Annotated in this window: 20 protein-coding genes and 1 riboswitch; of the genes, 11 read left to right on the top strand and 9 right to left on the bottom strand. The window is 38.3% G+C overall.

The genetic code is table 11. From position 1 onward, the window contains the following. Positions 1-205 precede the first annotated feature (205 nt). Genes QNI15_RS00540 through QNI15_RS00530 form a run of 3 tightly spaced genes read right to left on the bottom strand, consistent with a single transcriptional unit; the run spans position 206 to position 3,937 of the window. The gene (locus QNI15_RS00540; RefSeq protein ID WP_313974764.1) at positions 206-1,450 is read right to left on the bottom strand and encodes a homoserine dehydrogenase; all 1,245 of its coding nucleotides are present in this window, start codon (positions 1,448-1,450) and stop codon (positions 206-208) included. Positions 1,451-1,487: 37 nt separating this feature from the next. Further along, positions 1,488-2,597 carry a homoserine O-acetyltransferase family protein gene (locus QNI15_RS00535; RefSeq protein ID WP_313999561.1) on the bottom strand — a complete coding sequence of 370 codons (1,110 nt, stop codon included), beginning with the start codon at positions 2,595-2,597 and terminating at the stop codon, positions 1,488-1,490. Positions 2,598-2,611: 14 nt separating this feature from the next. Further along, entirely contained in the window at positions 2,612-3,937 is a 1,326-nt protein-coding gene (locus QNI15_RS00530) for an O-acetylhomoserine aminocarboxypropyltransferase/cysteine synthase family protein (RefSeq protein ID WP_313999559.1), read from the bottom strand. A gap of 272 nt (positions 3,938-4,209) precedes the next feature. Then, positions 4,210-4,314: riboswitch (SAM riboswitch) on the bottom strand. Between the two features lie 228 nt (positions 4,315-4,542). On the opposite strand from QNI15_RS00530, the gene QNI15_RS00525 reads away from it, so the two are divergent. Then, a complete protein-coding gene (locus tag QNI15_RS00525) occupies positions 4,543-5,109 on the top strand; it encodes a hypothetical protein (RefSeq protein WP_313999557.1) in 567 nt (188 codons plus the stop codon). Between the two features lie 34 nt (positions 5,110-5,143). On the opposite strand, the gene QNI15_RS00520 is transcribed toward QNI15_RS00525, so the two are convergent. Continuing rightward, on the bottom strand, positions 5,144-5,710 hold the full coding sequence (locus QNI15_RS00520) for an L-threonylcarbamoyladenylate synthase (RefSeq protein ID WP_313999556.1): 567 nt from the start codon (positions 5,708-5,710) through the stop codon (positions 5,144-5,146). Positions 5,711-6,030: 320 nt separating this feature from the next. On the opposite strand from QNI15_RS00520, the gene QNI15_RS00515 reads away from it, so the two are divergent. From QNI15_RS00515 to QNI15_RS00505, 3 genes are all read left to right on the top strand, one after another. Further along, positions 6,031-7,662: a CTP synthase gene (locus QNI15_RS00515; RefSeq protein ID WP_313999555.1), complete on the top strand. Its 1,632-nt coding sequence runs from the start codon at positions 6,031-6,033 to the stop codon at positions 7,660-7,662. A 170-nt stretch (positions 7,663-7,832) separates the two neighbouring features. Beyond that, positions 7,833-9,692 carry a membrane protein insertase YidC gene (gene yidC / locus QNI15_RS00510; protein ID WP_313999553.1) on the top strand — a complete coding sequence of 620 codons (1,860 nt, stop codon included), beginning with the start codon at positions 7,833-7,835 and terminating at the stop codon, positions 9,690-9,692. 129 nt (positions 9,693-9,821) lie between these two features. After that, entirely contained in the window at positions 9,822-11,528 is a 1,707-nt protein-coding gene (locus QNI15_RS00505) for an ABC transporter substrate-binding protein (RefSeq protein ID WP_313999551.1), read from the top strand. A gap of 39 nt (positions 11,529-11,567) precedes the next feature. Here the strand turns inward: QNI15_RS00505 and QNI15_RS00500 are convergent, their stop codons facing one another. Further along, positions 11,568-12,008 (bottom strand): hypothetical protein, encoded by a 441-nt coding sequence (locus tag QNI15_RS00500; protein WP_313999548.1) that lies wholly within the window; start codon positions 12,006-12,008, stop codon positions 11,568-11,570. Between the two features lie 216 nt (positions 12,009-12,224). Between QNI15_RS00500 and QNI15_RS00495 the strand changes: the two genes are divergently transcribed. The 4 genes from QNI15_RS00495 to QNI15_RS00480 all read left to right on the top strand — a co-directional run bounded on the left by QNI15_RS00495 (position 12,225) and on the right by QNI15_RS00480 (position 16,244). Continuing rightward, the gene (locus QNI15_RS00495; protein WP_314029991.1) at positions 12,225-12,929 is read left to right on the top strand and encodes a DsbA family oxidoreductase; all 705 of its coding nucleotides are present in this window, start codon (positions 12,225-12,227) and stop codon (positions 12,927-12,929) included. 85 nt (positions 12,930-13,014) lie between these two features. After that, positions 13,015-13,821 carry a siderophore-interacting protein gene (locus tag QNI15_RS00490; RefSeq protein WP_313999544.1) on the top strand — a complete coding sequence of 269 codons (807 nt, stop codon included), beginning with the start codon at positions 13,015-13,017 and terminating at the stop codon, positions 13,819-13,821. A 148-nt stretch (positions 13,822-13,969) separates the two neighbouring features. Beyond that, positions 13,970-15,268 carry a glutamate-1-semialdehyde 2,1-aminomutase gene (gene hemL / locus QNI15_RS00485; protein WP_314029989.1) on the top strand — a complete coding sequence of 433 codons (1,299 nt, stop codon included), beginning with the start codon at positions 13,970-13,972 and terminating at the stop codon, positions 15,266-15,268. A gap of 145 nt (positions 15,269-15,413) precedes the next feature. Next, positions 15,414-16,244 carry a polysaccharide deacetylase family protein gene (locus QNI15_RS00480; RefSeq protein WP_314029988.1) on the top strand — a complete coding sequence of 277 codons (831 nt, stop codon included), beginning with the start codon at positions 15,414-15,416 and terminating at the stop codon, positions 16,242-16,244. A gap of 35 nt (positions 16,245-16,279) precedes the next feature. On the opposite strand, the gene QNI15_RS00475 is transcribed toward QNI15_RS00480, so the two are convergent. After that, positions 16,280-16,549, bottom strand: coding sequence for a hypothetical protein (locus QNI15_RS00475; RefSeq protein ID WP_314029986.1), 270 nt, complete (start codon positions 16,547-16,549; stop codon positions 16,280-16,282). A 200-nt stretch (positions 16,550-16,749) separates the two neighbouring features. Here QNI15_RS00475 and QNI15_RS00470 point away from each other — a divergent pair, with 200 nt between their 5' ends. Further along, complete coding sequence (locus QNI15_RS00470) at positions 16,750-18,537, top strand: vWA domain-containing protein (protein ID WP_314029984.1); 1,788 nt, start codon at positions 16,750-16,752, stop codon at positions 18,535-18,537. 4 nt (positions 18,538-18,541) lie between these two features. On the opposite strand, the gene QNI15_RS00465 is transcribed toward QNI15_RS00470, so the two are convergent. After that, positions 18,542-19,828, bottom strand: coding sequence for a hypothetical protein (locus QNI15_RS00465; protein ID WP_314029982.1), 1,287 nt, complete (start codon positions 19,826-19,828; stop codon positions 18,542-18,544). Positions 19,829-19,927: 99 nt separating this feature from the next. Beyond that, a complete protein-coding gene (locus QNI15_RS00460) occupies positions 19,928-21,037 on the bottom strand; it encodes a hypothetical protein (protein WP_313999530.1) in 1,110 nt (369 codons plus the stop codon). Between the two features lie 447 nt (positions 21,038-21,484). Between QNI15_RS00460 and QNI15_RS00455 the strand changes: the two genes are divergently transcribed. Next, positions 21,485-22,969, top strand: coding sequence for a TonB-dependent receptor (locus QNI15_RS00455; RefSeq protein WP_313974736.1), 1,485 nt, complete (start codon positions 21,485-21,487; stop codon positions 22,967-22,969). Between the two features lie 33 nt (positions 22,970-23,002). Next, the gene (locus QNI15_RS00450; protein WP_314029980.1) at positions 23,003-23,494 is read left to right on the top strand and encodes a dihydrofolate reductase; all 492 of its coding nucleotides are present in this window, start codon (positions 23,003-23,005) and stop codon (positions 23,492-23,494) included. A gap of 12 nt (positions 23,495-23,506) precedes the next feature. Here the strand turns inward: QNI15_RS00450 and QNI15_RS00445 are convergent, their stop codons facing one another. Further along, positions 23,507-24,337: a DUF4846 domain-containing protein gene (locus QNI15_RS00445; protein ID WP_313999526.1), complete on the bottom strand. Its 831-nt coding sequence runs from the start codon at positions 24,335-24,337 to the stop codon at positions 23,507-23,509. Positions 24,338-24,393 lie beyond the last annotated feature (56 nt).

The raw sequence follows: 24,393 nt of genomic DNA, 5'->3' as shown, positions 1-24,393 counted from the left end.
GTAAAAACATGAAGAGATATTTTATAAATCCTGTTTACTAATAGAAGTGGTTAGGCAAATGTGGGGTATGCCGAAGAACACTGAAAAGTGAAAGCTCAGAATTGGTAATTTCTTTGTCTTTAATGAAGGAATGGAAGTCTTTGTAAACAAAAAACTCTCAACTATTTATAAAAAAGTTGAGAGTTTTTTCTGATAGGGTGGATTTCTAAATATATTTTTGGTCACTGACAAATATTGGAGCTGTCAAAGGCTTGGAAGCTGTTGTTTTTTTGCCCGTATTAGCAATAAACAGATCTTGAGTAGCTAAGTCGCTCTTAATTAGTATAAGGTCAGAAAGATTAATGTCACCAATGATATAATGGAAATTATGACTGCTGTATTTTTCATGAATTTGTAAAAAAGGAATAACATCCAGCACAGCCTCCTGATAGTAACGCACATATACTTCCAGGATAACATCATTGGTATAATGTATCCGGGTATGTTGATGTTTCTTGTACTCATACTGATAATCATAGCGACAGGCTGAAATATCAGAAAGAACAGCGGAACCTGTAGGATGCCCTCCAGCTCCTTTGCCCATAAAAAATTGTTTGTCTGCAAATGCAGCTTCTACAGCTACACCATTGTATTCATTTTCTACATTGTACAGATAATCATTAGGTGCAATGAATTGAGGCATAACAAATGCAGTAATGGTATCATCTGTCAATTTGCGGGTCTGAGCTACCAGCTTGATTTTTAATCCCTTTTCTTTTGCAAACTGAATGTCATGTTTAGACAATGATTGTATGCCATAGTTAAATAGTTCTTCTGGTTTTACAAAAATTCCATAGGAGTGTGTAACCAGCAGACAAAGTTTATTCAGTGCATCGAAACCACCTACATCTGCAGTAGGGTCAGTTTCTGCAAAACCTGCTTCCTGAGCCTGACGAAGGGCTGTTTCGTAACTCAAATTTTCCTGAAATATTTTTGAGAGAATATAATTGGAAGTACCGTTGACAATACCACTTACAGAGTAGAGGAGCTCGTTATCATAATACTCTTCCAGGTTTCGAATAATAGGAATACTACCACACACTGCTGCTTCGTAAAGAATTGGTGTGTTGTATTGATTTTGTAAGGCAACCAGTTCTTCCAGATTTTCTGCAATCATTTTTTTGCTGGCAGAAACAACGGTTTTTCCATTCTGAAGGGCTGTTTTGGCAATGATATACGCATCTTCTGTGTTATTGATCATTTCAACAACCAGATTGATAGTTGGGTCGCCCAGGATATCATCCGGATCGAATGTAAATCGATCTGCGGGTAATGGACGGGATTTGTGAGGGTTTTTTACACAGATTTTGACAATCTCGGCATTAAAATCTGTTGTATGTGTAAAAATGTCGTAAAGGCCTTGGCCTACCACGCCAAAGCCAAATAAACCGATGCGTAATTTCTTGCTCATGTAACGTCTTACTTATATGTCTATATGAATAAAAATCTCACTCTTTTTCTACTGGTATATCTTTCGGAATGTCAGAGGAGATATAAAATTTTTTTAGTATCTGACTCAAAATCTCAAACTCTACTAAAAAACCATCATGTCCATAAATGGAGTCTATCTCTGTGTATTGTGCATTCGGTATAGTCTGTGCCAGGTATTTCTGTTCTGATACAGGAAATAAAATATCTGTAGATATACCTATGACAAGTGTTTTGGATCGGATCACCCGTAGTGCAGCTTCTACTCCTCCACGTCCACGACCTACATTGTGTGAATCCATTGCTTTGGACAATACCCAATAGCTGAATGCATTAAATCGTTTTGCCAATTTCTCACCCTGGTATCGTTGATAAGACGATGCAGGAAAATCATCCTGTTTGTTTTTATCAGGTGACGTTTGTTTCTGAGTGTATGTTTCGTAATGGCGATAAGACAGTAAGGCAATAGATCTGGCTGTTTTCATTCCCTGGATACCTGCATCTGGACGTTTTTCTTTCCAGGTTGGATCTGTTTCGATTGCCATACGTTGTGACTCATTGAAAGCTATTCCCCATGCCGAATGGTAGGCATTGGTGGCTATCAGAATCAGGTTGTCAATGAGAGTAGGCTGCAGAATTGCCCATTCCATAGCTTGTTGCCCACCAAGTGAGCCGCCAATACAGGTGTGGATCTTTGTAATGCCTAAGTGAATACGAAGTAGTTCCATGGCATTGACCATATCCCGGATAGTCACAAACGGAAAGTCGTGATAGTACCGATCATCGGTTTTGTTATTCCATGAAAATGGCCCTGTTGATCCATAATGTGAACCAAGGATGTTAGCACATATAATAAAATGCTCATCAGGATTGTAGAATTTACCTTCTCCAATCATTCCTGACCACCAGTCATCTGCACTTGCATTTCCTGTCAATGCATGACAAACCCAGACTACATTATCTTTTGTTTCATTTAGTGTGCCGGATGTTCCATACACCAGATTGAACCGTGCTAAAGTTTCTCCAGACTCTAATGTAAATTCTTGTTCGTAACTGAATTGTAAAAGATTCAAATTCAATTCATAATTAGGGATGAAAAGATTGGTTTCATGGCTAGTTATTTTAGCCATGAAACCCTTTTATATTAATTTAATACTGCGCTATCTTCGTGAATTTTAACAAATGCCTGTTCAAAATCGGCTTTAATATCTTCAATATGTTCCAAGCCTACTGACACCCGCAGTAATGTAGGCTCTACACCAGCACTGCGTTGTTCTGTTTCATTCAATTGAGAATGAGTAGTTGAGGCTGGATGGATAATAAGCGTCTTGGCATCTCCTACATTGGCCAAATGGCTAGTTAGCTTTAAGCTGTTAACAAACTTCTCAGCTTCATCTTTGCCTCCTTTGATGTTGAACGTCAGAATGGCTCCTGCTCCACGTTTCAGATATTTCTGAGCCAGTGTATAATGTGGGCTGCTTGGCAGACCAGGATAGTTTACACTTTCTACCTGATCATGTGCTTCCAGCCATTGAGCCAGTTTCAGTGCATTCTCCACATGACGATCTGCACGTAAAGAAAGAGTTTCTAATCCTTGCAGGAATAAGAATGAGTTAAACGGACTAATGGCCGGACCCCAATCCCGTAAACCTTCTACCCGGCAACGGATAATGAAGGCGATATTAGGAAGTCCAATAGGATTACCTTCTCCGAAAATATCCCAGAACTTTAATCCATGATAACCTTCTGATGGTTCTGTAAACTGCGGATATTTTCCATTACCCCAATTGTAATTACCTCCATCAATAATTACCCCGCCAATACTGGTACCGTGTCCTCCAATCCATTTGGTCGCTGATTCTACAACAACATGGGCTCCATGTTCCAATGGACGGAAAAGATAACCGCCAATACCAAATGTATTGTCAACAATTACAGGTAGATCATACTTTTTGGCTAAGGCTGCAATGGCATCGAAGTCTGCTACATTCAAACCAGGATTTCCAATCGTTTCCAGATAAATAGCCTTAGTTTTTTCATCGATTAATTGTTCGAAGCTGGCTGGTTCATTGTCTTTCGCAAAGCGAGCTTCTACGCCAAGCCTTTTAAAAGAAACTTTAAATTGATTCCAGCTTCCTCCATACAAAAATGGAGAAGTGACAAAGTTGTCGCCAACATTGAGAATGTTATTTAATGCAATAAATTGCGCTGCATGTCCTGACGCTACAGCCAATGCTGCCACTCCGCCCTCTAATGCTGCAATTCGCTTCTCAAAAACATCCTGTGTAGGGTTCATGATGCGTGTATAAATGTTGCCAAACTCTTTTAAGGCAAACAGATTTGCACCATGGGTTGAATCTTTGAATTGGTAAGAAGTGGTTTGGTAAAGAGGTACTGCACGTGATTGTGTAGTTGGATCAACTTCCTGACCGGCATGCAGTTGTAAGGTTTCGAAACGTAATTGAGACATAACTAGGTGTGTTTGAGGTTTTTAAATAAGATTGAAATTTGGATTCTTGTAAATAAGGCTTTTTTAAAAGCAATTCCAAAATAAATCTCCTTAAAGTATATGAAACTAGTAGAGTAATACGATTTCGTTGCTTTTTTGCATTGAAAGCAAACTGTAGCGCATTCGGAAAGGAAAGAAACTCAATACACGAAAAGATACTGGAAGACAATGTTGCGATAACACAGTCATGCACAAATGGCGTGAAAATAATCTTTTAAGAAGCATGATTTTTTGATTTATATTTCCTAATCAGCTTAGGTAGGATTTAGCACCTTGCCATTGTGGGTAGGTTGCCAGACGTTCTTCGAGCCTATTCTCTCCCGTCTTCTGTATAAACCAATTACTTGTTGAGGGTAATTGACTTGCAGGGTTACAAAAGTAGAAAGCGTTTTTTAGATTTGCAAAATTTGTTTATGAAACCTTCAACTATGGCAAAATCATTGATTAACCTTATGAGTTTTGAGGATGGTTCAGGTTTTAAAAAAACATTTCCCAATTAGAACTTAAAAACTGATATGGGATCAGATTTTGCACTTATTTTGTGTTCATTACTATTTTAAAATGCTATGGGATTTCAACTTAAGATTTTTTTATTCGTTTTAACAGTTTGGGGAGTAGGCTTTCAGGGTATTCCTAAATTAAAGAAGACAAAGTTAACTGACCAAATTACGGTTTCGCTGCCTGAAGATTTTCATCCAATGACAGATGATGAAATAGCAGCCAAATATTTTGTATCAAGAAAGCCAACTGCTAGTTTTTCAAGTGCTGACCGGGTAGCTGATTTCTCTTTTAATCAAACAACTACACCTGGAAGGCAACAGGATCTGGCAATGCTGAAAGACTTTTTTAAATCGGGAATCCGGTCTAACTTTACTAAAGTCGATTTTATTCAGGAAGGAGTTGTCCAGATTAATGAAAGGGACTTCATCGTTTTAGAATACACCGCAGAATTGCGTGATGAAGATCCTAATTCAGCTAATAAGGGGATTACACGCCAATATTCTTATATTGTGTACACAACAATTCGTAATAAGGTGAATGTTATGGCCTTTAATTGCCCTGTGCAGGTAAGAGAACACTGGCAACCTATTGCGAAAGAGGTTATGAATTCAATAAAAATAAGTGGAAAGTAATAATAAGGGTTCAGGTATCATACCTGAACCCTTATTATTTCCGGATAAACTTAATTTCACCATTTACTTCCAGCCGGAGTATATTAGCTAACTGATAATCATTTTTAGTGCTTTGTTCCATTGGAACAACATAGTCTACACCTTTGACAATTTCAGGATCTACATCATCTAGAGTTCTGGGAATAAACTGATTAGGGCGGTTTGCCGAAGTTGCAACAATGGCACGGTTAAATTTTCCGATAAGCTTTCCAAGAAAGTCATTGTCTTTGACTAAGCGAATAGCGATACTCCGATCTGATGCCAACACATCTGAAGATACATTTTTTCCATTGGAGTAAACTACAGTTAACGGACGTTCTGAAAATTCAACCAGATCCCAGGCTATATCTGGTACTTTATTCATATATTCAGGGAGCCAGCCTATCTGTGAAATCATAGCCACCAGAGGTTTAGGTGTTTCTCTCTTTTTTAATTCATGGACTCGTTTAACAGCCGCGTCATTACGGGCATCACAAAGAATACTCCATACTGTATCAGTAGGAGAAAGAACAACTCCACCTGTTTTTAAAATTTCGTAGGCACGCTGAATACTATCTGTCATAAAGGTTTTGTAAGCAGTATTTTTTAGAAGTGCAAAATAAATGCTTTGTATGGACAAATATTATTTTTTGTTGCTTATTCCCTCTGTCTGCTTTTTATTTAAAAGATATATTCTGTCTTGTGGGATATATTTATCGTATGTATAGGTAGTTCATTTCAAGAATATATGTAGTAATCGGCTTTTACCAGCTTCTTTTATGATTATTCTGATAAAGTTTGGTAAATCTTTCACTTTTTGAGAGTTCGTTATTTTTATCTGTTTAACTCCCAAAAATTTTCCCTACCTTTGTATCCCATAAGTCTTTCAGAGAATAACAACTTATGGCATCTGCAAAATACATTTTCGTTACGGGAGGCGTAACATCTTCTTTAGGCAAAGGAATTATTGCATCATCATTGGCTAAGCTTCTGCAAGCCAGAGGTTTCTCGGTAACCATTCAAAAATTCGATCCTTATCTTAATATTGATCCAGGCACATTAAACCCCTATGAACATGGGGAATGTTATGTCACAGATGATGGGGCAGAAACAGATTTGGATTTGGGGCATTACGAACGTTTTTTGAATACTCCTACATCTCAGGCCAATAACGTTACTACCGGACGCATCTATAATAGTGTAATCACTAAAGAACGGCAAGGTGCATACCTTGGAAAGACTGTTCAGGTTATTCCTCATATTACAGATGAGATCAAACGGAGTATCCGGGCATTAGGTGATACTGGAGAATATGACATTGTTATTACTGAAATAGGTGGTTGTGTGGGTGATATTGAATCATTGCCATTCATTGAAGCAGTACGTCAGTTCAAGTGGGATGTGGGTCCAAATAATGCGATTGTTATTCACTTAACGTTGATTCCTTATCTGAAATCTGCAGGTGAATTAAAAACAAAGCCTACTCAACATTCAGTAAAAGACCTATTGGAAACTGGTGTGCAGCCAGACATATTGGTTTGTCGTTCAGAACACCCTATTCCTCAGGATATCCGTAAAAAAATAGCGTTATTCTGTAATGTGCATATTAATTCGGTAATTGAAGCTCAGGATGCGGATACTATTTATGATGTGCCGCTAATGATGAAAAAGGAGAAACTGGATGAAAGAGTGTTGGTAAAGTTGAAGCTTTCACATGATAAAGAGCCTGATATGGAAGGCTGGAAAGAGTTTTTGGGGCGTCTCAAAAATCCATCAGAAGAAGTAACCATAGGCTTGGTTGGAAAATATGTAGAACTGCGTGATGCCTATAAATCCATTGCAGAAGCCTTCATTCATGCCGGAGCTCAAAATGAATGCAAAGTAAATATCCGGTGGATACATTCAGAAACACTGTTGCCGGAAAACGTAGAAAACTTATTTGAGGATTTGGATGGGGTATTGGTAGCCCCTGGATTTGGTGAAAGAGGTATCGAAGGAAAAATAGCCGCTATTCGCTATGTTCGGGAAAACCAGGTTCCATTCTTTGGAATCTGTCTGGGTATGCAGTGTGCAGTTGTAGAGTTTGCCCGTAATGTCCTGAAGCTGGATGGAGCAGCCTCAACTGAATGGAACCAGAATACTTCACATCCGGTGATCAATATGATGGAGGATCAGAAAAAGGTCACTATTAAAGGTGGTACCATGAGACTCGGTGCTTATCCATGTGATCTGAAGAAAGGTTCACGTGCTGCGCAAGTATATGGTAAGAGTAAGATCTCAGAACGCCACCGTCACCGGTATGAATTCAATAACCAATACCTGGAAGCTTATGAGAAGGCTGGCATGACAGCTACTGGTATTAATCCGGATACAGGATTAGTTGAAATTGTTGAAATCAAAGATCATCCTTGGTTTGTGGGTGTACAGTTTCACCCTGAATTGAAAAGTACAGTAATGAATCCTCAGCCATTATTTGTTCATTTTGTGAAGGCTGCTGTAGAATATGCTAGTGCTAAGCGCTTAGTAGTGAGATAAAGTTGTAACTTGCAGCCAATTAATAGGATAAACGCTACAATATGGAAAGGACTCTTTTCGTCTTTTCCATATTGTTATGTTTTAACCTCTTACTAATAAGCTGATGTACAAATAATTTATGCATCAGTGAATGATTTAATCCTTAACCATAATTATTTAATCGCTTTTTGATGGATCGTAATAATCTGATCGGATTTCTGCTGATTTTCCTGCTTTTAATAGGGTATACCATATATGAATCGCAGCAGCCGCGACCGGAGCCGCCCAAAACTACGCAGGCTACTCCTGCCCCCAAAGTTGCACCTTCTGTTTCTGAAACTATAACAGATTCAGCTACAGCTAAAAGACTGTATGGAGATTTTGCAGCTGCAGGTTTTGGAGAAGCAAAAGATATCGTTGTTGAAAATAAAGATGTAAAAATTACCCTCAATACCAAGGGCGGTAAAATAAAAGAGGTTTTATTAAAGAACTATAAGACATATGATCAGAAACCTCTGGTTCTGATTGATGAAAAGTCAAGCTCACGGGCATTGCGTTTACCTGGAAAGACTGGGGATATCAATCTTTCAGATCTATACTTTACTTCTACAGATGCTGGCGGTGTAGTAAAACAGGATGGAGATTCCATACGTGTTTCTTTCCGTTTAGCTTTAGCCGATAATCAATATGTTGAGCAGATTTACACAATCAGAGGTTCTGGATACCAGATTGGATATGATCTGAAAGTAAATGGATTAGATGGCGTTTTAAAAAATGCGCCTGTACAATTGGTGTGGCTGGAACATTTGAAGAAGTTTGAAAAAGATACTCAGACAAGCCAGATGGCCTCTGCTATTAATTATTATACTGTAGAAGAAGAGTTTAACGATATCGGTGACAACTCTGTCAGTGTGGATGAAAAAGCTGTTGAAGAACCTATTCGCTGGGTTTCGCTAAAACAACGATTCTTTCTTACGGCATTGATTGCCAGAGGGACTCCTTTTTCATCTGGACAGTTAAAAAGTTCTGTGCCCACAGTTGTCTCCAATGATAATATCAAAGTATTAGAAAGTAATCTGCAACTTTCACTGGCTGATCTTAAAAGTGGAAAAGGTCACTTTGATTACTATTTTGGCCCTAATGACTATGAAATTGTCAAGAATGTAACAGACGGTTTCCGCGAAAATGTTTATCTGGGCTGGCCTGTAATACGAATCGTAAGCCGTTTTGTGATTTTACCTGTTTTTCATCTTCTGGAAAGCTTTATCACTAATTATGGATTATTGATTATTGCATTGGTACTGGTTGTGAAAACAATCTTATTCCCATTGGTATATCGTTCCTATATGTCTATTGCAAAAACGCGTGTGTTGCAACCAGAGATCGAGGAAATAAAAGCCAAGCATGGAGACGATATGCAGAAGGTGCAGCAAGAACAAATGAAGTTATACAATCAGGTAGGTGTAAATCCATTGAGTGGTTGTGTGCCTGTATTATTACAGATGCCTATTTTGTTTGCCTTGTTTAGTTTGTTTCCGAATCTGATTGAGTTTCGTCAAAAGGCATTTTTGTGGGCAAATGACCTGTCAACATACGATTCTATTATTCAACTTCCGTTCAATATACCGTTTACTGCCTATTCACATATAAGTTTGTTTGCAGTAATGATGACAGCATCTTCTCTGGCATTTACCTATTACAATAGCCAGATGACTTCTTCTGCTGCAATGCCTGGACCATATAAAACTGTTCAGTATGTGATGCCTGTAGTAATTATGTTTGTATTGAATTCCTCACCAGCAGGTCTGAACTTCTATTACTTGATTTCTAACCTAGTTACAATTGCCCAACAGCTTACCATCCGTAAGTTCGTGGATGAAGGAGAAATCCGCAGAAAGCTGGAAGAGAACCGCATTAAAAATAAAGATAAGAAGAAGACAGGTTTTCAGGCGCGTTTAGAGGAAGCTATGCGTAAAGCAGAAGAAGTCCGCAAGGATGCTGATTCAAAAAAGGGACCTAATACAGATGCTAAAAAGAAAACCAAAAAATAAGGTGTCTTATTAACTCTGAAAACACTTTTTGTAAACAGACTTCGTCTTGTATATTTACTTCCTGAAAGCCAACTTTCAGGAAGTTTTTTCGTTTAATAGGGGCTGTCCTTTTGTTTAAACAAACTTATAATGCGATCTATCACACATTCACAAGCTATTTGTTTTCATTTCTTTATATTCTTCTTTGTATGTCTGATTACTGCTTCAACAGTTAAGGCACAAGCGGTAGCCGACTACCGTCGTAAGTATGAATCTGGCAAGGAGTTGATTAAACAAGGGAAATATGATCTGTCACAGGAGATTTTTCGTCCTCTGATGCGTGAACTACCTGACAATCCATTTACAGCCTATGCACATTATTTCAGTGCGCTGGCATCATTTAAAGCGAACAAAGCAGATGAAGCGCGTTTGACTCTGGAGCAGTTGCAGCAAAAGTATCCTTCATGGCCTGATATGGATCAGGCAAGCTATTTATTGGCAAATATCTTTTTTATCAAAAAAGACTATGGTATGGCTCTTGTCAATACCAATAAGATTAAAAACGATGGAGTAAAAAAAGATGCAGAAAGTCTGAAACGATATTACTTACAAAGCGAAAAGAATATATCAGTACTAAAAGACCTTCAACAGAAGAACTCAAATGATCGTATCATCGCTGAAGTGCTGACAGATAAATTATGGCTTAGTACAAATGAAGAAGAAAAAGCATTAGCTAAAAAGCTGGATTCACAATTTAATCTAAAAAAAGTCAGTAATCTACCTGCCAAACAGGTTGAGATTAAGCAGGCATATAATGTGGCTGTTATTCTGCCATTTGACTACAATAAACTGCTTGTAGAAAAAAATGGTCGTGTGAGTCCGATAGCTGTAGATATGTATAATGGTATCCGGCTAGCTCAACAGCAACTGGCTAAAGAAGATATCCAGATAAACTTGTTTGCCTATGATGTTGGGGCAGATGGTGATAAAATGTTAACTCTTGCTAATCAGTCTGAATTTCAGTCCAATGATCTGATTATAGGACCTATTAATGGAGCTGCTATCAAAGTTGCTGTCTCTTTTGCAAACCAAACTAAGATAGGACAGATCAACCCTATTACAACAAACAGTCAGATTGTTCAGAATACATCTGCTGCTTATCTATATCAGGCTTCTGTAGAAAGTCAGGCTAGACATGCAGCTCAATTTGCCAGAAAGCAGTTTACTACTCCTACAGCTGTTATATTTTATGGCAATACTTCCCGCGATTCATTGTTAGCTCATGTATATAGACAGAAGTTTACAGAAAGTGGTGGGAAAATATCTACTTTTCGTAAAATAGGTTCTGCTGCTGATATACCTAAAATGATTCTGGCTCTTGAAGGGGCTACAGATCCCGGACATATTTTTATTACCTCTTCTGATCAGAATGTTGCAATTAACCTGGTTAGTTCGCTGGAAAAAAAAGAAACAAAAATTCCTGTCATTACCCAGTCAAACTGGTTGTCCTATTCAATGCTTAGTTATGATCAATTTGAACGGTTACAGTTTCATTTTATTAATCCAGAGTATCTGGACTACCGTAGTGAGGCTGCAATAGCTTTTAAGCAGGCATACATTCAGGCCAGAAATCTTATTCCTTCCGTATATGCCTATCAGGGATATGATATGATGCTTTATTTTGGGAGAATATTAAAAGAGTTTGGTACTAACTTTCATAATGGACTGAAAAGTAAAGCACCTATAAAGGGGGCCATCTTTGCAGGCTATGATTATCGGAATGCAAACGATAATCAATATATACCTATTACAAAATTTGAAAGCGGGAGTCTTATACTTACTAATCCTTTAGAATAAACAAAAGAGGCTTGTTGTCAAACAAGCCTCTTTTGTTTATTAACGAGCTCTGACAAACAGCCTAGCCGTTTTCGCAGGTTGATTCTCTGTTTGAGTGGGATATGGATCTACACGCTGAAGAATTATATCATAATGCATACCAGATAATTCAATCTGAGTAGTGTCAGCTGTTTTAAGCTGACCACAAGCACCAATACACAAAGTGCCAGATTTGACTGCCTGTCCTTTACTTGTTGTAAAAAATACTTGTGCATTTCCTGCCCATATACACGCTACTTCCTTGGGACAGCGACTATCCTGAATCGAATCTACACGAATATTCAGTCCATTGGATGCAGCAATATTTGTCCGTAGAATGGCAGATTGTTTGGCTTGTAAAATAGTTGCCTGATTAAGAGACACTGATTTTGGTGTAAGCCCATCCCTCATACATTGGCTAAATAATATTATTGCACCCACAATCACTAAAATCATTTTCATAAACATATTTTTAATTCCAAAAGCATGACACATTACCTATTGGAATGGTTGCATGTTACAGTAGATATTCTAAATAATTTTCTGAGTTTAATTGTCGGTAGGGCAAGTAGTGGGGATTAATAAGTACTTCAGGGAACATATTACACTCTATATACTGTTTATTTATGTATCAATCATTATTCTTAAATAAAAATGCAGATGAATACCACTGAGAAAATGAAAGTAGAGATATGGTCAGATATTATGTGTCCATTTTGTTATATAGGTAAAAGAAAGTTTGAAAAGGCGCTACAACAGTTTTCTGACGCTGGAGCGGTTGAAGTGGAGTGGCATAGCTTTCAGCTAGATCCTTCTATTGAAGCAGGACATGGCAAAAATTTATATGAATACTTATCAGAACGTAAAGGTATTTCTTATGAGCAGTCTGTACAAATGCATCGGCAGGTAACGCAGATGGCAAAAGAAGCAGGTCTTACCTATAACTTTGATAATGCTGTTGTTGCCAATTCATTTGATGCCCATCGAATGATACAACTGGCAAAAAAACATAATCTTGGAGATGAAGCTGAAGAACGTTTATTTAAAGCTTATTTTACAGAAGGGAAAGATTTTAGCGATCACGAGACACTGGTGTTGTTAGGACAAGAGATTGGATTGCAGGAAAACGATATCCGGCAAGTGCTAGCTAGTGATGATTTTGGGTATGAGGTGGAGAAGGATATTCGGGAGGCACAAACTATTGGTGTGAGAGGTGTACCATTCTTTGTCTTCAATCGCAAATATGCTGTTTCTGGTGCACAACCTTCAGATGTGTTTTCAGATGTGTTGGGAAAATCCTTTACAGAGTGGAGAAATATACATCCTGCACCTATTGAAGTAATTGAAGGACCTTCCTGTACACCAGAGGGTGATTGCAATTAGTATTTATGTGATAGAGAATATCTTATTTTCGAAAGTGAGCCTTACACAAGGCTCACTTTTCTTTTTATAGCGTAAAGTAAAAGTGATGTCTGTTCGTCTGTATAATTACCAGCTATACATTAGTCGAGAAGTAGTACACTTTTATATTACCATTACAAAACTAAATAAGATGGGTCTTATTGATAATCTGGCAAGTAAACTTTTAAACAAAGCTGTTATTGTACACAAGTCAAAAATAGCTGACAATACTTTTCATATCCGTATTCATAGTAGTGGTTTGAAATCAACAGAATATGTACCAGGATATTTTCTGCGAATTTTTTGTGGTATGGGTATGTCTGTGAATCTAAAAGATAAAATCAGAAGCTACTCTGTCTGGTATTTTGATCGCAGAGCTGAGACGATAGATATCGCGGTCTGTACACATTCAAACGGACCTGGGAGTAAATGGGCTCAGGATTGTGCTGTTGGAGATACTATTTACTTTGGATGGCACAAAGGTAAGTTTATTGTAGATCAGTCTGCCGACTCATACGTATTGGTGGGTGATACTTCTGCTTTGGGACATTTGTATGAAATCTATAGAAATCTGTCTGTTTCCAAAAAGATTTATGGCTTTGTGTATGCTGAAAATGAAAAAGATATTTTCCCAGATATTGATGGCTCAAAACCATTTCAATTTCTACAATTAGCTGCAAACCCTGGACAGAGACTAGTACAATCCATTGATGCTACTGCCAGACAGATCTCAGGTTCCAGTATGGTCTATGTGGGTGGTGATAGTCGAAGCTGTGTGCAGTTAAATCAATATTTCAAAAAAGAGTTAAATTGGAATTCTGAACAAATAAAAGCAAAACCTTTCTGGAACCCTGATAAAACAGGACTTGAGTAGAGCGGGAATAGTTGTGTTTCTGTGGAGGATCGTTGAGAGAACTATACTGTTAATTGTTACAAAAAAGGTGATTTATTGGGGATTGTGTCAGATATTTGTGCAGAAATTTATCACAATTTGTAATTACAACGATTAACAGCTTTTATATATGAATATATCTCAGAGCCAACAGCTATTTGAACATGCCAAGAAGGTTATTCCTGGAGGAGTTAACTCTCCAGTGCGGGCATTTCGGGCAGTGGGAGGTAATCCTCTTTTTATTAAATCTGCTAAAGGCGCTTATCTATATGATGAAGATGATAATGCATACATTGAACTGATTAACTCATGGGGACCTATGGTACTGGGACATGCCCATGAAATTATTCAGAAAGCAGTTGCGGATGCTGTACAAAATTCACTATCGTTTGGTGCTCCTACCCGAAAAGAAGTGGAGATGGCAGAACTGATTATCTCTATGGTGCCTACCCTGGAGAAGGTTCGGATGGTGAACTCTGGCACAGAAGCAACTATGTCTGCTATTCGATTAGCCAGAGGCTATACCGGTCGTGATAAAATGATCAAGTTTGAGGGCTGTTATCATGGACATGGCGATAGCTTTCTGATTGCTGCCGGTAGTGGGGCTGCCACAATGGGTGTGCCGGATAGCCCTGGTGTAACACAAGGAATCGCCAATGATACATTGACTGCCCCTTTCAATGATCTTGAATCAGTAGAGAGACTTGTTACAGAGAATAAACAAAACATAGCTGCTATCATTGTAGAACCTGTGGCTGGAAATATGGGTCTTGTATTGCCTAATAAAGGATTTTTAGAAGGTTTGCGTCAGATTTGTACACGGGAAGGGATTGTGTTGATTTTTGACGAGGTCATGACAGGATTTCGACTAGCAAAGGGCGGAGTACAAGAAAGATTTAATGTTCAGGCTGATTTGATTACCATGGGTAAGATTATTGGAGGTGGAATGCCTGTTGGTGCGTATGGTGGACGTCGGGAAATTATGGATTTCGTGTCTCCTGCTGGCCCTGTATATCAGGCAGGTACCTTATCTGGAAATCCGGTTGCCATGTCTGCCGGACTGGCAATGTTACACTATCTGAACAACCATCCGGAAGTATATACACGTCTGGAAGAAATCGGAAATAAGATTGTGGTAGGAATGCAATCCAATATGCAAAAGTTAGGGGTTAATTACACAATTAATCATGTAGGATCTATGTTTACGGTTTTCTTCACAGATAAACCTGTATATGATTTTGAATCTGCTAAGCAGTCTGACCTGCAACTATTTGCCAAATACTTCCAGGCTATGTTAAAGCGTGGTGTGTATCTGGCTCCATCTCAGTTTGAGAGCTTGTTTGTGTCAACTGCATTAACAAATGACCATATTGATACAATCATCAAGGCTAACTACGAGTCACTGGAAGAAATTTTGGTGACAGCCTGATATTTTTTTAAATAAAATACCTCAACGAAGCCCTGTATGAAGGGCTTTGTTTGTTTATAAATACTTTATTTGTATTTTTCTTTCAAATAATACGTCTTTACTGTTATACTAATTCTTACCCAGGAAACTCTGCCATCTGTTTTGTATGAAAAGAATTGCCTTTCTCTGCTTTTTTACTCTACAAGGAATGCTAGTTGCTGCACAGCAAAAAGCTATGTGGAATGGAAAATCATGTGCTGTTGTACTTACTTATGATGATGCATTGAATGTTCATCTCGATAACGTAATTCCTGCTTTGGACTCTGCAAAATTGAAAGGTACATTTTATTTATCCGGCTATTTTTCTGGTTTTCGACAACGAATCGCAGATTGGCGTAAAGCGGCTGCCACTGGACATGAAATGGCTAATCATACATTGTTTCATCCTTGTATTGGACAAATACCTGGAAGAGAGTGGGTAAAACCTGAATCGAATATGGGCGCTTATTCTGTTAAACGTATGGTAGATGAAATCCGAATGATGAATGTTTTATTGCAAACTTTGGATGGGAAAACACAACGGACATTTGCTTATCCATGTGGTGATACCAAGATTGGCGATGTAGCGTATCTGGATCAGATGAAAGATGATTTTGTAGCAGCTCGAGGAGTAACAACTGAGTTCTTATCTCTTGGACAAATTAATCTTTCAAATGTAGGAGCTATAGGCATCAATGGGCAATCAGGTGAAGAATTAATTGCTCTTGTAAAGAAAGCAATGGAAACCAAGACGTTATTGGTATTCTTATTTCATGGAGTAGGAGGAGAACATAGTCTCAATGTATCCCTTGAAGCTCATCGGAAATTAGTACTCTTTCTTCAGCAAAATCAGTCACAGATTTGGGTAGCTCCATTTTTGGAGGTAGCACAATTTATAAAAGCTTCTCAACAGGAGAATACAAAAGGGAAACAGATAAAAACTGCCTCCCCTAAATAAGAGACGTTATTTTTGTTTCAGTTTACTATTGGCTTTTAGGTAGCGTTCTGCAAAAGAAACGAATGTTGGCCAGTTAGGTCCGTTGGTATGTCCACACTATGTTGACGAAATGCAATGTCTCCTGAGAGTAAAGACGTCTCAATAGGAGGAAACTCTATAGTGCCCAGATCTTTTTTACCTACTAGTTTATACATAGGTCCTACTACATACGCAGCTCCCAGAAACATACCTTTGGCATCAACCCAGCCATCTTCTACCTGGAGAGCCACTACCGACAACCGACAAAAATGGGGTAGGGTGCACATAAGGCTATTAGCTCATGTGAATCTACAGGTAAGTCATTAGGTGTGAGTGGCCCTGCCTATTTATTGCTGGTTGATTGTAGTAGTGAAACACTAGTAGTTACCTGTAAGGCTTCTTTCTGGAAAGACTGTGTTCACCTTTTGTTTTCCTGGACACCAATCAGAAAAATAGAAGACTTTCTGTTGAAAGTTGATCAGTTATAATGAAATATCATTTCGAAAATAGGTTTGCTATAAAGCAGACAATCACAAAACACATTATTCTGGTATTGTTCTTTTTATTGACTCATTTTATGTCACAGGCCCAATCCAAAATATCATCCCGTAATCAGGCTGTAGATGCTTTAAATGGCTATGTACAATATACTAATGAGACGATTCATGCTCTTTGGCCTATTTATGAGGAGCTAATGAATTTTAATCTGCAGCTAAACTATTATAGCGAAGAGAAATCCAAATTTCTTTCGTTTCAGAATGAGGATCACTGGAATAAGTCTTCCTCCTATGAAGTGATTCCTGCCGAGATCTATCAAAAATGTATGACGGGTCATTCTGCTTTATCTGAAACGGATCGCAGAGTGCTGAATCAAAGATTATTGGTGCTGAAAGAAACAATTGACCGTATTCAGCTTAGTCGGGATTCGATCTGGCATTTTGTCCAGGAAAAGGTTTATTTACAGAGAACAAATATTGTCTGGGCTTATCGGCAGTTGGGGTTATTGGAGAAGTTATTTAATCAGTACGATCAGGCAAAGGACAATTTGTATGCTACTGTGCAGCAAGTATATCTTACACACTATAAACCTACCAATACCAATCATAGAATTGTCGCAATGGCCGATAAGTTTCAGCCTGCTATCCATTGGTGCAAGCTTATTCTGGATGATCTGGATAATGAAGAAACCAGCAAGATATCATTCTATGTACAGGAACTGGAAACACTTATTGAGAACTACAAAACTCATCAGGATGAAAATCTGCAGGGATTATATCGTTTTGGGTCAAGTAATGGATTAGATCCCTACTGGCGTTATGAGAGAGTGGTAAGAAATCTGGAGGCTATTGTGTCTCGTTGTCATAGTTTTTTGACCAGCGAATGGCGGGAGAATAACTACAAACCCTATTCGAAGGCCTATTATTACTACAATAATGATATCATTAACAAATACAATCGTTATGGTTTAGGGCTTATTCGTTCTTACAATGATTTTATCGAACTTGCTGATGGAAAAGGTGTACAGAAAGAAGCTGAAATTCCTGATTATTATATCCAGAATAAATCTATTAAACTGGATGTTTCCACAACAGTGTTGTTACATCAGGTAGAGGAACCTCATCAATACAAAGTTTTTTATCCCAAAACCAATAAACTGGACGATAAACCTGCCATATCTATAAAACCAGAACCAGATAAAAAAACAGCTGATGAGACATTGGAAGGATACGCCGACAACCATCTGGTATTTTTACTGGATGTCTCTGGTTCTATGAATAGTCACGAAAAACTGCCTTTATTAAAAGAAGCATTTTCCTATTTATTAACCCTTACCCGGCCAGAGGATAAAGTAGCTATTGTAAGCTATTCAGGTGATGCCCGAATTGAGTTAAATACAGTTTCAGCTACTGAACGTAAAAAGATTGAGTCAAAACTGGATAAACTGAAGTCAGAGGGTGGGACCAATATTCGCCGAGGAGTAAGTCTAGCCTATCAACTGGCTAATGAATACTTTATCAAAAATGGTAATAACCGGATTATTCTGGCTTCGGATGGTGAATTTGGTTTGGATAAGGCTACCGAAGCTATTATTCAGGAAAATCTGAATAGAGGAATTGTCTTGACTGTATTCTTATTTGGACAAACCAAAAATGAACACGTGATTGAGCAGTTACAACGATTGGCTTCATTAGGGAAAGGCAATTTTCAGGAGATTACTCCTGAAAATGCCAAACAAACGCTTTTGAAAGAAGCCCAGTCCATTAAGAAATGGTGATAGATTACTGGATAACCTTTTTGGCCTTGTCTAATAGTCCTCCTCCTTCTTTTTTAAGGTTATCCAGTGTTGCTGTAGTCTTTACCTTCTCCAGTTGCTGTTGTATCTGTTCATTGTATCGCATCAAGGTAGCTACTTCTGGACGGGCGCCTGTGTATTTCTTCCAGTCAACTTTCTTCATTTGGGTAATAAAGTATTGTATGGCTATTTTTCCCATAAAGACTTTATCTGTAATGAGGTTCGATGCTTTGTTGTCTTCTTTGGCTTCCAGGTACTCAATCCCTGAATGAAGGATGGCCTTATCCTCATTGCTGAAGATAGTACTCTTCTCCAGTTTCTTAAGGTTAGCAAGTGCAGTTTGATTGTCTTCTCTTTCCAGTGCTACATAGGTGGCAACCAGCCAAACCAGTTCATCATTTAGTCCAATAGCATTAGCATCAGATAAAAATGCTTCAAAGTCTTGTAATGCCAGTTTTTTTTTATCCTCACGATCCATTTTGATTCTACTTAGTCCTCGACATATCAGATTAATCCCATGTGCGTAGTGATACGTATCTTTATTTGTTCCGGTAGGTATCAGATTCTGAAAGAAGCTATATTGATAGGATTGGCCATCTTTCTCCAGCCATTCATGATTACTGGTTAATTCGTGTTCGCTGAGATACGGAAAATCTTCGGTTATAAACAAAAGGCCTTTCTGCATTTTGTATAGACAACGTCTTTCCATATCCTTTTCATGCTCTGTATCTACCCGTGAACCTTCATACAAGGCAAGTTCTGTGCGACGTGCAGACGTATTGGTTGTACTTAAAAAAGTATGTTCCATATTATTGTCCCACCCGAAAAGTTCTGCGTATGATATATTGGTATGGCTCAAAGCAGGTGTTTCACCTGTATGCATTTTGAAGAATGTTTCCAGTAATGTAGGATACATATCTTCATCTGTAGTAAGAGCAAAATCTTTTAAGTCATTATATTCTTTGTAGGCCAGTACCATATCTTCCAGTGAGATATAGGTAGTATCACTTTTGGTAGTATCAATTGCTTGAATAATACGTGAATTGATTTTCTGTAAATGTTCTGAGCCAGGGATTTGTTTAGCGTTCTCGGCTGTTTGAGTACGAAGAACTATCTTAAAAAGTTTGTAGAATAATACAGATTGGCTTTCTAGTTTCTCTTTCAGTTTAGTGCGTTCTAACCGGAGTAATTCCTCATCACTTTTCTGATGACAGGATATGCAAAGAAAAATGCTAAGGAGGGAGGATAGATAAAAAAACGATTTAGATCTCATGAAAAATTTATTCAATTAAATAGATAGGTGGTAATGAGGAGTATCCCCTCAGACTTTTATGCAGACCTGAGGGGACATATATAATAATGTTTGAAAAAATTACTGTTGTTTTCCTCCAAACAATACAACCAATAGAATGATAATTGCCAGGCCAAATACAATGGCAAGGAATATTTTCCAGGCACTGTAAGGACGTTCGCCTTGTACCTCACCTGTACTGCCATTGATCATGAATCGGTACACTTTGCCGTTGTATCGATAGGCACTTAACCAGATAGGCAATAAAACATGTTTGAACGTAATTTGTTTGTATTTAGGACTTAGTGATGTAATTTGTTGTTCATCACCCCCAATATCCTGACATACTGTAGCACGGATAGGTCCATCCATAATCTGCTTGGCTTCCTCAAATCCTTGTTTTACATCTACATGGTATGTTTCTGTCCGGAATCCACTCAAAAAACGTTCATCAAACGGAACCAGTTGATCCAATGCCCAGGGTTCAAGTGCCCGAAGATAATCTTCTGGTAACGAAGTAGTACCTTCTACAAGTACATCATCAAAAGAATTATGAACCTGCCCAGATGCATAGCTCCACCGGATTTTACGTACCTGCTGTCGTTTCTCAACCATTTTGCCATTCTCATTTACCATGACAGTTTCCGTTACATAGTAGTAATCACCTCTTTGTCCTGTATAGTTACTGTCGGTCTCGCAATCATATGTCCAGTAAGGGATATACATACCACTGAGTCGTTCCTGATTATCTGCAAATTTGACAAGATCATTGGGGGCAAACCAGAGACTGGAAAGCCATCCTTTAAATTTGCTGAATGCTGTTTTCTGATCAATCTTAAATGGTAATAGCGACTTGGGTTTAAGCTGTGTACTTAAACTCCCTGTCCCTACAACCAGAGCTGAGCCACAGAATGGACAATTGTCAGAAGTAATACCTGGTTTCAGTGAGCTTTCTGCTCCACATGCATTGCATTTAACAACTGCTACTTGTTGGGTCTCTGTTGCTGGAGATGATTTAGCAAGAAAATCTTCAAAATCTAATTCCTGAATAGTCTCCTGTGAATCCTCTATTACATTATCCGCACCACAATATTCACAGGTTAGATGATGAGTTCCAGGTTTAAAAACCAGATAAGCCCCACAAGATTGGCATGGAAATCGAAGGGTTTGAGAGGTAGAGGTTGAATCCATAAAGAAATAATATTGGACAATAAATACGAGTCAGATAAGAGCTTCAGAAATAGAAAGTTATTTAACCAGGATATTGCAAAGTAACGCAAAGTAATCATTTAAAGTACTACCTGTGTAAGGTGTTTGATAAGAATAACTGATATTTTGCAGATGGTTAATTGCATATTGCAGATGTGTATAAAGAATGTAGGCATATACAAGTGAGCTGGTTTTGCCTGGAATAACATATACTTAAAAATCAGTATTTTATAGTAAAAAATGCGATATTGCAGACCCGATGCCTTGGATATATAGGAAGGTAATAAATACGAACGCACCATTGGTATTGCTACCTTTTCCTGAAATTGAAATGCCAGAAAGTTTGCAAATGGAATACATCGCATTTCAGATTCTTTCGTTATATTAACACTAATAGTATCTGCAATACTCTTTCAAACCTGCAAAAATATGTACTACGATAAAAATCTTGGAACCAGACAAAAAGCACTGAAAGTTAATCTGGACCGCCGAATCTATGGATCATTTGCTGAGATTGGTGCCGGGCAGGAAGTAGCCGCTCAGTTTTTTAAAGCGGGAGGTGCTTCCGGAACAATTGCGAAAACAATCTCTGCCTATGATATGACGTTCAGTGATGCGATCTATGGGGTAGAGGAGAGTGGAAGGTATGTAGTAGAATCTCGTTTAACCAAGATGCTGCATCGTGAGTATAATTTGTTGCAAATGCGGTTAAATGAAAAAAGAGGGGCTGAGTCTACCTTTTTTGCCTTCGCTGACACTGTAGTAGCATTAAACTATCAGAAAACGAATGAGGGGCATGGATGGATTGGCCTGCGGTTTCAGTTGCAACCAGGTGCACCTTACAATGACGTGGTTATGCACGTTAAAATGCTGGATACTGAGAACTTATTGCAACAACAGGCGCTGGGAGTGGTAGGTGTGAATCTGATATACGGTTGTTATTATTATTATAAATCTCCAGAGACGCTTTTGTTATCCCTGATGGATGATCTGTCACCTGAACGATTGGAGATTGATATGATCCGTTTCACAGGGCCTGATTTTGTCAATGTCGATAATCGGTTGATGAGTTTGTATCTGGTAAAGAACGGATTTACAAATGTGGCTTTGTTTGGGCCAGACGGAAATGTATTGCAGCCATCAGAAGCATTATACAAACGTAATATTGTTTGTATAAGAGGACGTTTCAGACCTGTAACCCATGTGAATCTGGATATGTTGGAGAATGGAGTGAAACAGTTTCTGGAAGATCCGGAAGTGAACCCTGAGAAGGTGGTGGTATTATCAGAGCTGACGCTTCACAACCTAAAGCATGGACAGGAGATCGATGAAAAGGACTATATGGACCGGGTCAATATTCTGGCCTCTCTTGGACAAACAGTTATGATTTCCAACTATCAGGAGTATTACAAACTGGTGGCGTATCTGTCAAAGATTACAAAATTGAAGATTGGTCTTATTCTGGGAATGAGTAATCTGGAATATATCTTTGAAGAAAAGCATTATGAGTTTTTGCCTGGCGGTATTCTGGAAGCTTTTGCAACTTTGTTTAGCCGTAAAGTAAAACTATATGTATATCCAATGATGCAGGCAGATGGCAAACTATATTCTTGCACTGATTTTACGTTGCCTCCCAATCAAATTGACTTGTTTGAATATTTATTAGCTAATAATAAACTGGAAGCTATTCGGGATTTTGATGAAAATCTGCTTCATATCATTTCTGATAACGTATTGGCTATGATTAAAGATGGCATAGATGGCTGGGAAATTATGGTGCCTACTCAGGTTGCTCGTATTATCAAAGAACGAAATTTGTTTGGCTATATCAGTAAAACCCATTACACCAATGTCTCAGAGATCGTAGCACCTGCTTCTGAAAATGAAAGCAACGACCCAAGTTTTTCATTTTAATTACTCTCTGAATCTACTCGAATATTACTAGTTGTGATCATTTCTCTTATTGTTGCAATGGATCTGAACAGGGCAATTGGCTATAAAAACCAGTTGCCCTGGACGCATTTACCCGCTGATTGGGACAATCTAAAAACGGTAACTGCTGGAAAAAAGATGATCATGGGACGGAAAAGTTATGAGTCCCCGGATCGTCTTTGGTCTGAAGCTGGCAATGTTGTTATTACCCGACAGCCCAATTACCAGACGGATGCGGGATTTTTGGTTGCTGACACTCTGGAAAAAGCACTTCAGTTAGTTGGCGATGTTAACGAAGTCTTTATCTTGGGAGGAGAGGAGATCTTCCGTATAAGTCTATCTATAGCAGATAGAATCTATCTGACTATTGTAAAAGGCACCTTTCAGGCAGATGCCTTTTTTCCAGAGTTTCCGGAAGGAGATTTTCGAGAAATAAGACATGATGATTATCAGTCTGACTCAGAAAATCCATACGATTATGCATTTATTGTCTATGAGCGGAAGTAGCATTGTAAATGCTTAAAAACGCTTAAGCTGACTTTGTTCAAATGTCCATTCCGGTGTGATTAATTCTCCAGTAAAGTTTGTACTATACCAGGGACTCATTTCTGATTCAGTTGGATTTCGCAAGATTTGGGTTTCTTGTGCAGGCATGTAACTTTGAGCTAATAAGAACACTTTTTCTCCTGTTTTTTTATTCTGGGCCATATCTACAACAATAACAGCATGTCCGGGCGAGCCTCCTTTGATAAACACATCTCCAATCTGGATATTTTTAATAGTAGGAACAGGGTGGAGTTCCTTACTGAGTGAAAGAGTACCTGCATACATGAAAACCAAATCCATATATTGGCGGAATGTGGAATAACTATAGTCTTTTTTCGCCTTCTTACTCCAGATTACTTTATTTCCTTTAATGGAGGCACGATAGCCTTCCGCATATTGAGTATACAAAACATTATCTCCATTGGTAAAGTGAAAATGGATGTCTGCATACTTTTTCTGCTTGTATAGATGTTCGGCACGTAACCGCATTACTGCATCCGCACACTGTTGCAGATCCTGATTTCCGATTTCCATGTCTACTACTCCGATATATACATTGGTATTTTGTTTTGTGCTTCCATTATAATACTTAACAATTGATCCATGGGGCTTTAACGGTAGATTCTGAAGATAATTGGCAAACGAGCCTGCCTGTGTTGTAAGTCTTTCGAAACCTGCAGGAGGAGTAAATCGCATAGCAATAGTTTTGCCTTGTGAAGACACATATTGATCTCTGACCTGACCCAAAGATAATTGGGTGAGAGAAATGAATAGACAAAAGGTTAGCAGAAATCGAATACACATAGGTTAAGCGGGTTGATTATAAATAGTTACACACGATTTAAAGGGGGGATCTCTAA

Origin of the sequence: Xanthocytophaga flava (genome assembly GCF_030068545.1) — a bacterium.
In the GTDB taxonomy this organism is placed as follows: Bacteria; Bacteroidota; Bacteroidia; order Cytophagales; family 172606-1; genus Xanthocytophaga; species Xanthocytophaga flava.
The sequence above is the reverse complement of the archived record's forward strand: the minus strand, read 5'-3'. Positions and strand labels throughout refer to the sequence as shown.